The sequence below is a fragment of the Rhizobium sp. LjRoot98 genome, from assembly GCF_964252935.1.
Lineage (GTDB): Bacteria > Pseudomonadota > Alphaproteobacteria > Rhizobiales > Rhizobiaceae > Pararhizobium.
The window spans coordinates 1,397,772-1,412,819 of sequence record NZ_CAXUPW020000001.1 but is presented as its reverse complement, the minus strand read 5'-3'; the positions used below and the strand labels follow the sequence as shown (position 1 = coordinate 1,412,819).

15 protein-coding genes and 1 pseudogene are annotated in these 15,048 nt (G+C 61.0%); 9 read left to right on the top strand and 7 right to left on the bottom strand.

Annotated features, from left to right (window positions below):
* Positions 1 to 32 precede the first annotated feature (32 nt).
* The 4 genes from ACSQ3J_RS06980 to ACSQ3J_RS06965 all read left to right on the top strand — a co-directional run bounded on the left by ACSQ3J_RS06980 (position 33) and on the right by ACSQ3J_RS06965 (position 5,273).
* Positions 33 to 1,622 carry a di-heme oxidoreductase family protein gene (locus tag ACSQ3J_RS06980; protein ID WP_082511900.1) on the top strand — a complete coding sequence of 530 codons (1,590 nt, stop codon included), beginning with the start codon at positions 33 to 35 and terminating at the stop codon, positions 1,620 to 1,622.
* Entirely contained in the window at positions 1,622 to 2,749 is a 1,128-nt protein-coding gene (locus tag ACSQ3J_RS06975) for an imelysin family protein (RefSeq protein WP_436038908.1), read from the top strand. Before ACSQ3J_RS06980 ends, ACSQ3J_RS06975 begins: the two co-directional genes overlap by 1 nt.
* A 217-nt stretch (positions 2,750 to 2,966) precedes the next feature.
* Complete coding sequence (locus ACSQ3J_RS06970; RefSeq protein WP_060500900.1) at positions 2,967 to 3,956, top strand: magnesium transporter CorA family protein; 990 nt, start codon at positions 2,967 to 2,969, stop codon at positions 3,954 to 3,956.
* A gap of 219 nt (positions 3,957 to 4,175) precedes the next feature.
* Positions 4,176 to 5,273, top strand: coding sequence for a DUF1513 domain-containing protein (locus ACSQ3J_RS06965; protein WP_060500898.1), 1,098 nt, complete (start codon positions 4,176 to 4,178; stop codon positions 5,271 to 5,273).
* 10 nt (positions 5,274 to 5,283) lie between these two features.
* On the opposite strand, the gene ACSQ3J_RS06960 is transcribed toward ACSQ3J_RS06965, so the two are convergent.
* Positions 5,284 to 5,769, bottom strand: coding sequence for a GNAT family N-acetyltransferase (locus ACSQ3J_RS06960; protein WP_244489758.1), 486 nt, complete (start codon positions 5,767 to 5,769; stop codon positions 5,284 to 5,286).
* 136 nt (positions 5,770 to 5,905) lie between these two features.
* On the opposite strand from ACSQ3J_RS06960, the gene ACSQ3J_RS06955 reads away from it, so the two are divergent.
* The 4 genes from ACSQ3J_RS06955 (at position 5,906) to guaA (ending at position 9,168) form a co-directional block, all read left to right on the top strand.
* Positions 5,906 to 6,358, top strand: coding sequence for a TspO/MBR family protein (locus tag ACSQ3J_RS06955; protein ID WP_060501411.1), 453 nt, complete (start codon positions 5,906 to 5,908; stop codon positions 6,356 to 6,358).
* 116 nt (positions 6,359 to 6,474) lie between these two features.
* The gene (locus tag ACSQ3J_RS06950) at positions 6,475 to 6,861 is read left to right on the top strand and encodes a PaaI family thioesterase (protein ID WP_200954882.1); all 387 of its coding nucleotides are present in this window, start codon (positions 6,475 to 6,477) and stop codon (positions 6,859 to 6,861) included.
* Entirely contained in the window at positions 6,858 to 7,496 is a 639-nt protein-coding gene (locus tag ACSQ3J_RS06945) for a 5'-methylthioadenosine/S-adenosylhomocysteine nucleosidase (protein ID WP_060500894.1), read from the top strand. The genes ACSQ3J_RS06950 and ACSQ3J_RS06945 overlap by 4 nt, the downstream gene beginning before the upstream one ends.
* Positions 7,497 to 7,605: 109 nt before the next feature.
* Entirely contained in the window at positions 7,606 to 9,168 is a 1,563-nt protein-coding gene (gene guaA, locus ACSQ3J_RS06940; protein WP_060500892.1) for a glutamine-hydrolyzing GMP synthase, read from the top strand.
* A gap of 23 nt (positions 9,169 to 9,191) precedes the next feature.
* Here the strand turns inward: guaA and ACSQ3J_RS06935 are convergent, their stop codons facing one another.
* The 5 genes from ACSQ3J_RS06935 to ACSQ3J_RS06915 all read right to left on the bottom strand — a co-directional run bounded on the left by ACSQ3J_RS06935 (position 9,192) and on the right by ACSQ3J_RS06915 (position 12,976).
* Positions 9,192 to 9,851, bottom strand: a complete 660-nt coding sequence (locus tag ACSQ3J_RS06935; RefSeq protein ID WP_060500890.1) for a glutathione S-transferase family protein — start codon at positions 9,849 to 9,851, stop codon at positions 9,192 to 9,194.
* Complete coding sequence (locus tag ACSQ3J_RS06930; RefSeq protein ID WP_060500888.1) at positions 9,848 to 10,288, bottom strand: SRPBCC family protein; 441 nt, start codon at positions 10,286 to 10,288, stop codon at positions 9,848 to 9,850. The genes ACSQ3J_RS06935 and ACSQ3J_RS06930 overlap by 4 nt, the downstream gene beginning before the upstream one ends.
* On the bottom strand, positions 10,285 to 10,623 hold the full coding sequence (locus tag ACSQ3J_RS06925; protein ID WP_060500886.1) for an ArsR/SmtB family transcription factor: 339 nt from the start codon (positions 10,621 to 10,623) through the stop codon (positions 10,285 to 10,287). Before ACSQ3J_RS06925 ends, ACSQ3J_RS06930 begins: the two co-directional genes overlap by 4 nt.
* A 138-nt stretch (positions 10,624 to 10,761) precedes the next feature.
* The gene (locus ACSQ3J_RS06920) at positions 10,762 to 11,751 is read right to left on the bottom strand and encodes an agmatine deiminase family protein (protein WP_436038907.1); all 990 of its coding nucleotides are present in this window, start codon (positions 11,749 to 11,751) and stop codon (positions 10,762 to 10,764) included.
* Between the two features lie 202 nt (positions 11,752 to 11,953).
* On the bottom strand, positions 11,954 to 12,976 hold the full coding sequence (locus ACSQ3J_RS06915; RefSeq protein ID WP_200956609.1) for an agmatine deiminase family protein: 1,023 nt from the start codon (positions 12,974 to 12,976) through the stop codon (positions 11,954 to 11,956).
* A gap of 118 nt (positions 12,977 to 13,094) precedes the next feature.
* Here ACSQ3J_RS06915 and ACSQ3J_RS06910 point away from each other — a divergent pair, with 118 nt between their 5' ends.
* Positions 13,095 to 14,009, top strand: coding sequence for a LysR substrate-binding domain-containing protein (locus ACSQ3J_RS06910; protein ID WP_162246312.1), 915 nt, complete (start codon positions 13,095 to 13,097; stop codon positions 14,007 to 14,009).
* 110 nt (positions 14,010 to 14,119) lie between these two features.
* Here the strand turns inward: ACSQ3J_RS06910 and ACSQ3J_RS06905 are convergent.
* Positions 14,120 to 15,018 (bottom strand): annotated as a pseudogene (locus ACSQ3J_RS06905) (hypothetical protein).
* Positions 15,019 to 15,048 lie beyond the last annotated feature (30 nt).

Below are 15,048 nucleotides of genomic sequence, written 5' to 3'. Positions count from 1 at the left end.
CCGCTTCTCGCGAGCGGCCCGGTTTTTTCTGAATGCGTGCTTGGCCTGCCCGACGCCTGATAGTGCCGTCTGCCGTTCTGTTTTTGACAGCGGCGGGCGGTTTTTCCGTTTTTGGCGCCGCTATCCTGGCGGGGGAGCCCGAGGCCAAAACGGAAGGCCGCGCGGAGCAGCTGCCGCTCCCGTCCACCCGTGATGATCTGACCGATGCGGACCGGGCACGGGTTAAGGCCGTCACCCGCCCAGCCACGGATTTTTCCAAGGCCGAAAAGTTTGAAGCCATGTCCGGCGGGGCAGGCACATCGATCGCGTCCGTCAACCAGGACATTCTATCGCAATTCTCCGCCAACATTACTTTTGCCGAAGAAGAGAATTTCAAGCTCGGCAATGCGCTTTTCCGCAAGCTCTGGGTCTCCTCGCCCTCCTCGACGCAGGCATCGGACGGTCTGGGGCCGCTCTACAATGCCCGCGCCTGCCAGACCTGTCATCTGAAAGACGGCCGGGGTCATCCGCCGGAGGGCTCGGATGATGCGACATCGATGTTCCTGCGCCTTGCCCGTGCGCCAAAGACCGACGCCGAGCGGGCGGCGATCGCCGCGCATGAGGTGCTGAATTTCCCCGATCCCGTCTATGGCCAGCAATTGCAGGATAGCGCCGTTCCCGGCCTGCCAGCAGAAGGCCATATGCGGATCAGCTATACGGAAATGCCGGTGACGCTGGCGGGCGGGGAAATCGTTTCCCTGCGCAAGCCGCAATATTCCATCGACAAACCCGGTTACGGGCCGCTCGATCCGACGACCACGCTGTCACCGCGTGTCACGCAGGTGATGTCGGGGCTCGGTTTGATCGAGGCCATCCATCCCGCCGATATCATCGCCAATGCCGATCCGGACGATGCGGATGGCGATGGGATCCGCGGCAAGCTGCCGGTGGTGCGCGACCCGCAATCCGGCAAACTGGCGCTCGGCCGTTTCGGCTGGAAGGCGCAGAGCCCTACGGTGCGTCAGCAGGCAGCCGACGCGCTGGCTGGCGATATCGGCATCTCGTCGCCGGATGCCCGGCGCAATCACGGAGATTGCACACCAGCGCAGACGGCATGTCTGGCAATGGCGGATGGCGTGCAGGCTCGTCTTGGCGATACGGAAGCGCCCGATCCCGTTCTCGGCCTCATCACATTCTACTCGGAAAACCTGGCCGTTCCGGCACGGCGAAAGGCGAGCTTTGCCGAGACGCTGGCGGGCAAGAAGGTGTTTTACGACACCGGTTGCGCTTCCTGCCATGTGCCGAAATTCGTCACCCGCCGCGATGCCGCCAACAAGGCGCATGCGTTCCAGTTGATCTGGCCCTATTCCGATTTCCTGCTGCATGACATGGGCGAAGGCCTGGCCGACGGCCAGCCGGTGGGTGTCGCGTCCGGCAGCGAATGGCGCACGCCGCCGCTCTGGGGTATCGGCCTGACCAAGACAGTCAGCGGCCATACGTTCTTCCTGCATGACGGCCGCGCTCGTAACCTGACGGAAGCCATCCTCTGGCATGGCGGCGAGGCGGCAAAAGCCCGCGACCGGTTTGCCGCGCTGGAAAAAGCCGATAGACAAGCCCTGATCACATTTCTGGAGTCTCTCTGATGCGCCCCCGGCATATCCTGCTTCTCGGTTTGAGCCTTTTCTTCCTGCCGCTGTCCGCCATGGCAGAAGATGAGGAAGCGGCCGCGCCGCGCGCAGGGCTGCGCGTGGATGCCGTGCCGGGTGTCATGCAGAAGGCGGTCGACGACTTCATCCGGCCTGGCTACCGCGATCTGCTGGAGGGTACAGAAACGCTGGCCGAGGCCGCCCATACGCTCTGCGAAAAGCCGTCCGATGAGACGCTCGGCGACGTGCAGATGAGTTTTGACGAAGTCGTCCAGCAATGGTCGACAATCGAGATCGTCCGTGTCGGGCCGGTTATCGAGGGCAATCGGTTCGAACGCTTCCTGTTCTTCCCGGATCGCAAGAGCACTGGGCTGAAGCAGGTTCAGCGTATTCTGGCAACCAATGACGAAACGGCTACCGCCGCAGAGAGCCTGAAAGGCAAGAGCGTTGCGGCGCAGGGGCTGGGAGCGCTGGAATATGTGCTTTACGGTACCGGGGCTGAAGTTCTGCCAACCGAGAAAAACGAGTTTCGTTGCCGCTATGGTGCTGCCATTGCCGACAACCTGAAAGCCGTGGCTGGTGAACTACACGCCGAATGGGAAAAGCCGGATGGCATCCAGTCCGCCTGGAAGAATCCGGGGCCGGACAATCCGGTCTATCGTGATGGCAAGGAAGCGGCGACCGAGTTGCTGGGCATTCTCGTCCATGGCGTCGAAAGCATCAGAGACCAGCGTCTGCGGCCTTTCTATGCCGGTATCGTCAAGGGCGAACCGGACAAGGGCCATCCGAAAATGGCCATCTACTGGCGGTCCGGTAACACCATGCCGGCACTGTCTGCGAATTTTTCGGCACTGCAGGCCCTGTTCAATACGGCCGGCATGGATGCATTGCTGCCCGACGGAAACCGCGACATGGTCAGCGCGATCAATTACCTGCTGCAGGCCAATGTCGATGACCTCGACGAAATCGATCTGCCGGTCGAGCAGGCGATTGCCAGTGACGAACAGCGCGGCAGGCTGAACCGTATTCTGCAGAACACCAACAACGTTCTGCAGCGGTTGAACCTCGATTTTGGCGCTGCGATCGGGCTCAGCTCGGGCTTCTCCTTTGCCGATGGCGACTGAGCAAAAAAGACTGCATTCCCCTAACCGGCAAGCGGTTGACAACAAAAGCACATTGGCGCAATGGATCAGCCGTGTTCACCTGTGAGCACGGCCAAACAAGGATCAACGGATCATGAACCCCGACAGTCGAAGTAGAGCTTCGATTTTTTCGACCGTCCGGCCCTGATCACAAGGGATGCCCGCTGGCGGTCGATGACTTGCCAGATTGGAACCCGACATGCTGCGCATCTATTCCTGCCAGAACAATCACCTTGCCCCTATCGATGCCATCCCGGAACTGGGTGAAACCACGCCGATCGTATGGTTCGACCTGTTCAATCCCGTGCAGGATGAAACCCGTAGCGTCGAGCAGCATCTCGGTATCGAAATCCCGACGCGCGATGAAATGCAGGAGATCGAGCTTTCCGACCGCCTCTATCAGGAGGACGGCGCCGAATTCATGACGATGACGGCCGCGACGGAACTCGATGGCGACAACCCGGTGAAGGTGCCGGTGACATTCATCCTCAAAGGCGCGACGCTGGTCACGGTCCGTCATGCCAATCCGAAGCCGTTTCACCTCTACGCTGCCCGCATGCAGCGCCTGAACGGCGCCTCCTGCGAAAGCGGAGAGCTGGTGATGCTCGGGCTGCTGGAAGCGATGATCGACCGTACGGCCGATGCGCTGGAGCGGATCGGCAACGAGATCGAGGGCATTTCACGGGAAGTGTTTCGCAAAAGCCATTCGAGCGTCACCAAGAAGACCCGCGACCTGCAGTCGCTGATCGAGCAGATCGGCCAGAAGGGCGATTTCTTGAGCGTCATCCGCGAAAGCCTCGTCAGTGTCGGACGTCTCGTCGCGTATCACACGGCGCTGGATGGCACCGGCACGCGCAAGGCGATCAAGGAAAGCCGCCAGCGGATCAAGCTGATCCAGCGCGATGCCACGTCTCTCGGTGACCACGCCCTGTTCCTGTCGAACAAGATCAACTTCCTGCTCGATGCGACGTTGGGCCTGATCAATCTGGAGCAGAACCAGATCATCAAGATTTTCTCGGTGGCCTCGGTCGTCTTCCTGCCGCCGACGCTGGTCGCGTCGATCTACGGGATGAACTTCGATGCCATGCCGGAGCTGAAATTCTCGTTCGGTTATCCACTGGCGCTGTTCGCGATGGTGCTGTCGGCGGTGGTGCCGTTCCTGTATTTCAAGCGGCGAGGCTGGCTTTAATCGCGTTATTAAACCCGGTGTGTCTGGCGATTTCCCAGGTTCTCCGTCATCCTCGCCCTTGTGGCGGGGGATCCTGTTGCGGGGCTTCTGCGCCGCAAGAGGCTCTTCCATGCGACCGACGTCGCATGGCTGGATTCCTGTGACACCCCTCGGGTCAAGCCTGGGGGCAAGAATGACGGAAGCTAAAAAAAGCGCACCGGCCAATTTGGATTTGTTTGTATGACATACCGAAACATCTCCCGCCAAACCCTCACGGACCGCCGCACGTTCCTGACAATGGCCGGTGCCGCTTGGGCTGCAACGCTTTCGCCGCAAGCCGCCTTCGCGCTGTCACGCGCCGATGCAGTCTATGCCTCGGCTTTCATGGCGCCGGACGGGTCCTATGGCGTTGCGACGCTGACGGAGGAGGGGGCGATCATTGAGCGGGTACCGCTGCCTGCCCGGGCGCATGGCATGACCTGGTCGCCGGTGACCAACCGCGCCGTTGTCTTTGCCCGCCGCCCCGGCACCTATGCGATGATCTTTGCGCCGGGCATCGAGCCGATCGTCATCACCTCCGTCGAGGGCCGGCATTTTTATGGTCACGGCTGCTTTTCCGCGGACGGGCGTTTGCTCTATGCCACGGAGAATGATTTCGCCGGCAATCGCGGTATGATCGGGGTCTATGACGGCACCAACAGGTTTGCCCGCATCGGCGAATTTCCCTCCTATGGCATCGGCCCGCACGATATGACCCTGTCGGCGGACGGCCGGATGCTCGTGGTTGCCAATGGCGGTATCGAGACCCATCCGGATTTCGGTCGTACCAAGCTCAATCTCGATCATATGGAACCGTCGCTGGCGCTGATCGACACGGCCACCGGCGCCCTGATCGAGCGCCACGCGATGCCAGATAATCTGCGTCAACTCTCGACCCGCCATGTCGATATCGACGCGGATGGAAAAGTCTGGTTTGCCTGCCAGTACGAAGGTGCCCGCAACGATCTGCCGCCGCTGGCCGGCTCCTTTGCGCGCGGCGAAGACATCCGGTTTCTGGAGTTGCCGGAAGAAACGACGCTGGCGCTCGCCAACTATGTCGGCGCCATCGCGGTCAACCGGCGGGACGGACTGGTGGGGCTGACCTCGCCGAAGGGCGGAACGGCGGTGACGGTCGAGGCAAAGACCGGCCGGGTCATCGGCCAGGAAAGCCTGGCCGATGCGGCAGGCATTGCCGCGTCACCCCATGGCTTCGTAGCATCGTCCTATTCAGGATCGTTCGGCGAAACCAAAAGCCGGGTCGCCTGGGACCAGCATATCATCCGGATCGGCAAGCTCTGAGCGTTGGTGATCACGGCTGCAACAGAAGCGTGATATCCTCCCAGAGATAGGCGACCTGATCGTAGGTTCTGTTGCCCAACCCGATCCCCGCCATTTCCACCGCGCTCGCGCCCAGTTTTTCATAGAACCGCCGGTTGGGATTGCCGGCCAGGACCCAGGCAAATAGCGATCTGGCGCATCGCCCGGCACTATGCTGTGCCGCCGCCCGCACAAGCGCGGTGCCGATCCCCGAACCCTGATACTCGGCCCGGACATACAGCGCATAAATCTCGTGGATATCATCGGGAACCTTGCCACGTCCTGGCCCGAAATTGACGAAGCCGACGATCTCACCGGCGGAAGGATCGGCTGCCACGAGATAGTAGACCCCGGGAGCGCCCATCCTGCGGGCATGGCGCACGGCCTGTTCCTCGCGGGACATGCCGTCGAGAAAGTCGTCCGCCAACAAACCGCGAAAGGTCGACCGCCATGTATCGACCAGCACCCCGGCGATCATGAACAGATCGTCTCCTGTACCCGGTCTGATCACGATAGATGTGTCGTCATCCATGAAAGGATATTGGGATCGCTGTTGCCAAATTAAAAGCCCCATCCCGGCTGGCGTTCGCCGCGGCATGCCCTATGTCTGCGGTATGAACCGTACTTTGATCTACATCCTCTTCATTGCCCTCGTTCTCGGCTGCGGCCTTTTGATCGGGATCAACAATATCCCCGGCGAATGGTATCAGGCGCTGGTCAAGCCGTCCTTCAATCCGCCCAATTGGATTTTCGCGCCGGTCTGGTCGATCCTCTATGTCATCATCGGCTTTGTCGGCGCCCGTACCTTCCTCAATCATAGTCGCACCGCCGCCATGCGATTCTGGGTGGCGCAGATGATTTTCAATTTTGCCTGGTCGCCGCTGTTCTTCGGGTTTCAGGAGATTGCCATGGCCCTGATCGTCATTATTGCGCTGTTGATCTCGATCATCGGCTTCATCATGGTGAGTCGGAAACAGGATGGTCTCTCCGCGCTGCTGTTTACGCCCTATCTCGCCTGGGTCGCCTTCGCCACGCTGCTCAACACATCGATTTTCCTCATGAATTGAGGCTTGTCCTGGTTTTTCCGCCATGCGACTGTCTGCGCAACGGACAACTTAGGGCAAGAGAGCACACGGTGGAATTTCGCGAGCGCATCCGCAAGAGTTTCGATCGGCAGGCCGCGATGGCGACTATCGGGGCGGAGTTGACGCGTGTGGAACAGGGGTCCGTCGAGATCGAGCTTCCCTTCGACGAGAAGCTGACGCAGCAGCATGGTTTCCTGCATGCCGGCATCATTTCGGCGGCGCTCGATGCGGCCGGCACCTATGCCGCCTATTCGGTGATCGATCCCGAAGCCTCGATCCTCACCATCGAGTTCAAGGTCAATTTGATGTCGCCGGGCCGGGGCGAACGCTTCCTGTTTCGCGGCGAAGTCACCAAGCCCGGTACAACGATCATCGTTTCCGATGGCCGGGGCTATGCGATTTCACAGGATGGCCCGGCCAAGTTGATTGCATCGATGACCGGCACGATGATGGTGATCCGTGGACGCGAGGGAATTGAAGGATGACGTTCGAACTGAAGCATGTGGCGGGCAAGACGCTGCTCTATGTCATGGCCGTCGATGCCGAATATGGCGTGCATCTGCGCGAGCGCATCTCGCCGCTGATGACCGGCGTCGGCCCGGTCGAGGCCGCCGTGGCGCTGACACGGACGCTTGCCGAGCTGGCGCACCGCGACAGCCTGCCCGATCTCGTCGTCTCGCTCGGCTCGGCCGGTTCAGCCCAGCTGGAACAGGCGGAAGTCTATCAGGCCACCTCGGTTGCCTATCGCGACATGGATGCTTCGCCGCTGGGTTTTGAAAAGGGCGCGACGCCGTTTCTGGATTTGCCTGTCGTCGTCGATCTGCCGCTGCGTATTCCGGGCGTCAAACAGGCGAGCCTGTCGACCGGCGCCAACATCGTGTCCGGTGCGACCTATGAGACGATCGCCGCCGATATGGTCGAGATGGAAACCTTTGCCGTGTTGCGCGCCTGCCAGTCGTTCGGCCTGCCGCTGATCGGCTTGCGCGGCATTTCCGATGGCAAGGCCGAACTCAAGCACGTCAGCGACTGGACGGAATATCTGCACGTGATCGACGAGAAGCTGGCGAACGCTGCCGATGCACTGGAAAACGCCCTGAAAACCGGCGAAATCACCGTTTGAGGCCGCAAAATTGTCCGGGTGCAATGTAATCGTTGCGCTTGGGCGCGCCTTTATTTAAAGGCTCGCCATAGTTCCCCATCACATAAGCCCAAGCCAACGGAAGCGCGTCATGACAGCGACAGTCCATCCCGATACCGTTCTCATCGTCGATTTCGGCAGCCAGGTCACCCAGCTGATCGCGCGCCGCGTGCGCGAGACCGGCGTCTATTGCGAGATCGTGCCTTTCCAGTCGGCAGAAGAAGGCTTCAAGCGGCTGAAGCCGAAGGCGGTCATCCTGTCCGGCAGCCCGGCCTCGACGCTCGATATCGGCTCGCCGCGTGCGCCGCAGGTGATTTTCGACAGCGGCCTGCCGGTCCTTGGCATCTGCTATGGCCAGCAGACCATGTGCGAGCAGCTCGGTGGCAAGGTCGAGGCGGGCCATCACCGCGAGTTTGGCCGCGCCTTCATCGAGATCGACAAGGAATGCGCGCTTTACGACGGTCTCTGGACTGTTGGTTCCCGCCATCAGGTGTGGATGAGCCATGGCGACCGCGTCACCGCGATTCCGGCCGGTTTCGATGTTGTTGCGACATCGCCGAACGCGCCGTTTGCCTTCATCGCCAACGAAGACAAGAAATTCTACGCCGTCCAGTTCCATCCGGAAGTCGTGCACACACCGGATGGCGCCAAGCTGCTCGCCAACTTCGTTCATAAGATCGCTGGTCTCAAGGGCGACTGGTCGATGGCCGCCTACCGCGAAAAGGCTGTTGCTGAAATCCGCAAGCAGGTTGGCGACAAGCGTGTCATCTGCGGCCTGTCCGGCGGCGTTGATTCATCCGTTGCGGCTCTGCTGATCCATGAAGCCGTCGGCGACCAGCTCACCTGCATCCTCGTCGACCACGGCCTGATGCGCAAGAACGAGGCGGCCGATGTCGTCGCCATGTTCAAGGAGCACTACAACCTGCACCTCGTTCATGTCGATGCATCCGACATGTTCATCAATGCGCTGGAAGGCGAAAGCGATCCGGAAACCAAGCGTAAGACTATCGGCAAGCTGTTCATCGACGTATTCGAGGCGGAAGCCAAGAAGCTCGGCGGCGCCGATTTCCTTGCCCAGGGTACGCTCTATCCGGATGTGATCGAAAGCGTCTCCTTCACCGGCGGCCCCTCGGTCACCATCAAGTCGCACCACAATGTCGGCGGCCTGCCTGCCCGCATGAACATGCAGCTGGTCGAGCCGTTGCGCGAACTGTTCAAGGACGAAGTCCGCGTTCTCGGCAAGGAGCTTGGTCTGCCCGATAGCTTCATCGGTCGCCACCCGTTCCCGGGTCCGGGCCTTGCCATCCGCTGCCCGGGCGGTATCACCCGCGAAAAACTGGAAATCCTGCGCGAAGCCGATGCTGTCTATCTCGACGAGATCCGCAAGGCTGGCCTCTACGACGCCATCTGGCAGGCGTTTGCCGTGTTGCTGCCGGTCCAGACCGTCGGTGTCATGGGCGATGGCCGCACCTACGAATTCGTCTGCGCGCTGCGCGCCGTCACCTCGGTCGACGGCATGACGGCGGATTTCTACCATTACGACATGGATTTCCTCGGCCGCGCCGCCACGCGCATCATCAACGAAGTTCGCGGCATCAACCGCGTCGTTTACGATGTGACGAGCAAGCCGCCGGGCACAATCGAGTGGGAATAAGGCAGTAGTGTTGGCCCGCCGCGCTAGTTCGCGGCGGTGGCTGCATCACCTTTGGCAAAATGGGCCATCTGGTCCGCGTGCGCCTTGATAAAGGCGGGGCGGGCCGTGGCGCGGGCGACATAGGCACGGCAGGCGGGATAGTTCGCCAGCCCGTCGAACCGGTCGACCAGGCGCAGCACATCCGCCATCAGGATATCGGCGACAGAGAAGCGTCCGGCCAACCATTCGCGTCCCGCAAGTACCGCCTCCATGTGCTTCAGCCGGTGCTGATGAAGGAAGCCGTCAAAGAACTTCCATCCGGGCGTGCCGTCATTATTGCCGGAGAACATCAGCAGGGACCAGGGCAGGCTTGCCATCTCGACCGAATTGAGTGCCGCAAACAGCCATTCTTTCACTGCGTTGCGTTCACGCAGGTCTCCCGGCATCAGTGCATCGCTCATTTCCGCCAGATGCAACAGGATCGCACCGCTCTCGAAGATCGATAGCTCGCCATCGGTCAGCCACGGCACCTGGCCGAAGGGCTGGTGGGCGAAATGGTCGGCATTGCGGCCGCTGAATGACACACCCTCGACGCGGTAGGGCAGGCCCGCTTCCTCCAGTGCCCAGCGCACCCTGATGTCACGTACAAATCCCCGCGGCATTTCGGGAACCCAGTCGAAGGTGATAAGGGTCAAGTCGCTCATGGTTTTTCTCCAAGAAAGATCGGCAGCTTGTCGAGCAGGCCGCTCCAGCCCCGCTCATGGCTTTCCCGCGCTTCTTCATCGGGGAGCTGCGCGTGGATCAAGGTGAGCTCGGTGCCGCCATCGAGTGGCCTGAGCAGGAATGTCACCAGGGATTCCCGTTCGGGCATACCGGGCCATTCCCAGGTAAAAACCAGCTTGCGCTCGGGAAGCACGTCCCGGTAGATGCCGGTGGGATTGTGTTCCTCGCCGTTCAGCAGGCGGAACAGAACGCTGAAGCGGCCGCCGGGTCGCACATCGGCTTCGGCCTTGAGCGTCGGTCCGGCATCAGGGCCCCACCATTTCAGCATCTGTTCGGGCCGGGTGATCGCCGCCCAGACCCTGGCCGGCGAGGCCTTGATCCTGCGGACGATGGTGACGCTCGCAACGCTGTTGATCATTGTCCGTCATCCTCTTCCACCAGCGCCACCAGCCGGTCGATGCTGACCGTCCAGAGCCGTTCATACTGATTGAGCCACGCCATCGCATCCTGCATCGGCCCGGCCGAGAGATTGACCGACACGGTCCGGCCGGTCTTGGTCCGGGTGATCAATCCGGCATCGGACAGGACGTCGAGATGCTTCATGATGCCCGGCAGCTTCAGCGACAATGGCCGGGCAAGCTCGCTCACCGACAGCCCCGGCTCGTCCTTCAACCGCATCAGCACCTGCCGCCGCGTCGGATCGGCAAGCGCTGAAAATGTACGGTCAATGGGGGATGTTCGATACTTCACCATGTAGTGAAGTATCTTCGATGCCCGAGGCGATGTCAATGCTGGTCGTGGGCCGGAAGCTTAATCGGCAATCCGGCGGCAGGCGTGCATGATCCGGCCGCTGCTGGTTTGAAGAAGCGGGCATCCTGCTCAAAACGTTTTTCAGGCGGGTTGCTGTTGGGTGGTGCAGTGGATGCCGCCGCCGCCAGCGGCGATGCCGTCGATGTTCAATTGGATGATGTCCCGGCCCGGGAATAGGTCCCGCAACGTGTCGCGCGCATTGTTGTCGGCCTTCCGGTCGCCAAATTCCGGGGCGATGACGGCGCCGTTGCAAACGTAGAAATTGATGTAGCCGGCCGCGAACTCCTTGTTCTCGTATTTTGCGCGCACGGTTGAGGGGCCTTCCAGCACCACGACATCCAGTTTTTTCCCGTTGACGTCCGTGGATCGCCGCAGGATCTCCAGATGGCGTTTGGTGACGGCGTGGTCATAGGAATCCGGGTCCAGGTCCAGACCGGCAACGACCACGCCGGGCGTGGCAAAACGCGCATAGAAATCGGTATGGCCGTCGGTGATGTCCATGCCGGCGATACCCGGCAGCCAGATGACCTTGCGAATGCCGAGCAGGCGGGAGAGTTCCTCCTCGCACTGCGCCTTGCTGACGCCGGGGTTGCGGTTGGCGTTGAGCACGCAGCTTTCGGTGATGATTGCCGTGCCTTCGCCATCCACCTCGATGCCGCCGCCTTCGAGAACCAGATCCGTTTCGATGAATTTGGTGTTGACCGCATCTGCAATGAAGCTGGCGACTTGTGCGTCATCATCATGCTCCTGCTTGCCGCCCCAGCCGTTGAAGTTGAAGCCGACTGCGCCGGCTTGCGCCGCCTCGTTCTTCACGAACACCGGCCCGGTGTCGCGCATCCACAGGTCATCGATAGGCTGAACCACCAGCGTCACCGAGGGGCCGCACAGGCGCGCTGCGATGTCGTGCTCCTCTTCGCGCACCAGCATCTTCACAGGTTCGTGCGCCGCAATCGCCTTGGCGATGCTGGCTAGGTTTTCTCTGGCCACGGGAAGCAGCTTGCGGCCCCAGACATCAGCGCTCGGGCCAAAGGCCATCCATGTTGCAGCATGGCGCTCGCCTTCGTCGGGCATGCGCCACACGCTGTCCTGCGCAGCGGCTGTCGTGCTGAAGCTGTTGGCAAAAGCGCCCGTTGCGAGCGCGCCTCCGGAAACCAGCAGGCTTCGCTTCAGGAAATTTCGCCGTTTCATCATCAAGAACTCCTTATGCGAATGGGGGATGCACTGTTTCGCCGGTGGCCAGCGCCGGCCTGGGGTTCCGGCATTCCTGCCGTGATTACGCCGCCGGCTCTTGCTGGGTGATGCAATGGATGCCGCCGCCACCGACTGCGATATTGTCGATGGAAACCTGGCGCACCGTGCGGCCGGGAAACAGCGCTTCAAACGTTTCGCGCACCAGATCGTCACTGCGGACGCCATAGCGCGGCATGATCACGCCGCCGTTGACCAGGTACGAATTGACATAGGACCGGCAGAACCTATCACCAATCGCCTCCGCCTCAACCGCCTCGGGGATGGTGATCAGTTTGATCTGCCGTCCCTTGGCGTCTGTCTGGCCTTCAAGCGCCCGGATGTTGGCCATGCTGATGGCGTGCCACGGGGATTGCGGATCTCCGGCATGTTCGATCAGCACAACACCCGGAGCCACGAAGGTGGCAATGCCATCGACATGGCCGTCCGTTTCGATTTCCTCCGGGTTGCCAGGCAGCCAGATCACTTTGTTGCCGCCAAGCATATCCTTGAGTTCAAGCTCGATCTCGTCTCGCGTCCAGTCCGGATTGCGATTGATGTTGGGAAAGCAGCTTTCGGTGGTCAGAATCGTGCCTTCACCGTCCACGGACATGCCGCCGCCTTCCGCGACGAGGCGTGAATTGAACGTCCGGACATTCGTTTGCTGAAGCACGTAGCCGGCAAACGCGTCGTCCTTGTCATGCGGCTGATATTTGCCGCCCCAGGCGTTGAACCTGAAATTCACGCCAGCCCGCGCACCGTGGTCATCGACGAGAAAGCACGGACCAGCGTCGCGCGCCCAGGAATCGTCGATCGCGGTGATCGCCAGCGCAATATCGCCGCCCAGCATCGAACGGGCCTCCGCCGCATCCTCTGGCCGTACAGCCATGGTAACCGGTTCAAACGCGCGGATGGCATGGGCGACCGCTGCATAGTCGCGCCTGGTGGCGGCGATGTCGTCCCAGAACCCGGCTCTTGCCGGCCACATCATCCAGCTGCGCTCATGATGTTCCCATTCCGCCGGCATGCGGAACCCAGTCTGTTTCGGTGTGCCATTGGCATTCTGCATCATTGACCCCGGGATTAAAATTTCTCATCAGTAAAGGACGCTGCAGCAGCGCATCATGAGCAATCAAAATCTAAGAGCTGTGCAATCCGCGTGCAAACGCGAATCTTTAAGGTGTTTGATGAAAAAATCTCATGTGAACCCCTATCGAAACCTGCCGCCGATGGCGGCAATGGCCGGCTTTGAGGCCGCTGCGCGGCTGTCCAGTTTTTCGCTGGCGGCGCAAGAGCTGAACATGACGCAATCGGCGGTCAGTCATCAGGTTCGGGCGCTGGAGGAGCATTTCGGACAACCGCTTTTCCTGCGCCTCAACCGGCGCGTCGAGCTGACGGATGCCGGGCGGGATTTCCACGATACCGTGGCTGCCACATTGGAAACACTGCGGTTGGGTGTCCGCAGGCTCGGCTTCTATACAAAGCCCGGTTCGGTTGTTCTGGCGATGCCGCCATCCTTTGCCGCCGGCTGGTATATGCCGCGGCTGGCAAAGCTCAAGGCCAGTCATCCGGATATGGAGCCATGGCTGGTGACTACGGAGGAGGAGGTGAACCTCGCCGAATCCGAAATCGACATTCTGGTGACGCATGGACGCGGAAACTGGGATGGCATGGTGTCGGCCGTGCTGTTCACCGATACACTGTGGCCGATGTGTGCGCCTTCCCTCAGAGCCACGATGCCTGCTAATCCGGATGGGCAGACGTTCCTCGACTTTCCGATGCTGCATGACGAGACGGAGGACGACTGGCAGAAATGGTTTCTGGCCGGAGGGCTTGATGGTGGCGCACTCGTCACGGGTCTCAATTTCTCCGATTCCGGCATCATGCTCGATGCCGCCGCGCGCGGTTTCGGCGTCTGCCTCGGCAGCATCAACCTCGCATCGGAGCGGCTGGCGAAGGGCGAGCTTGTACTCCTTGGTGACCGGGGAATGACCTCGGCCAAACCTTTCATGCTGGCGGCTCATCCGCGCAATCTGCGGCACCCGGTGGTAACGGAGCTCTGGGATTGGCTGGTTGCAGAGGCTGACCGCTCCGAACCGTAGATGCGTTCACCCGGCTTTTACGGTGATAGAGCAGCCGGGTGACAACAGCGCAGGCCTCTGCCGGTTTTTGCCTGGATGAAGCGGACTTGCGGGCGTCCGGGGGTGCCGTTCTACCGCGAACTTAGTACATGCAGCAGGTCGCCATAAGTCGGGGCCAGCGATCGAAGACCGGCGGCTGCTGTCGCATCGTCGCGTATGACGAGGGGATATTGCAGGGCGCCGATGAGGCGTGCCTGCCGGTCGAGGATTTGTGCGGCGCGGTCGTAGCCGGCCTTGATCATGCATGTGGCTGCATCCGCAGCCCGCCGTGATCCGACGCGCACCGCGAAGTGGATGAGATGACCGCGCAGGTCATCATCCATGCCTCGCTCGATGACTTCAGCAAGCGCTTCCGCCGCCTCGCCGTTACCAATGGTTCCAGGAGGGACATGAACGGCGTTTTCCATCGCCAGCCACCGTCTCGCGGCCGGCATGGCCGACAGGATGATGTCACGCTCGGACTTTCGCTCTATCTGGCGAAAACCGGAGCGCATGGTGAACGGCGATGCATAGTCGACGGTTTCAGCTTGCCAGGCTTTGAGAAACAGGCTGATGGGAAGCCGGGCATAGGGATAGCCTTGCGGATCGTGCATCAGAACCGAGTGATCATCGATCTCGGCCACGATGAGGTAATGGTCTGCGCCGATAGGGCCTGTCATTCCCGGCTGGTGGCTGAGGTAACCCATCTCGACAGGTCCGATCCAGACCGGCCCATCAGCAAGGGCCGTGCTCAGCGCAAGAAGCGCGGCTTGTGGGTCGTCATTACGCAGCATTTCCGACCGCCAGCCCAACGCGGCCAGGGCATCGTTGAAACTTGCTTCCGGCGTCCAGCCGTAAGGATCGAAAAAGGGAAGCGTGCCACCATGGCGAATTCAACGACGCCGATGGATGGCGCATTGGCGCCGAACATCATGGCGAAAGAGTTGGCGTAGCAATAGGGGCCGGAACCGGCATAAGGAATATGCATGATTGTCTCCACGTTCTGCGAGACACAACAAGA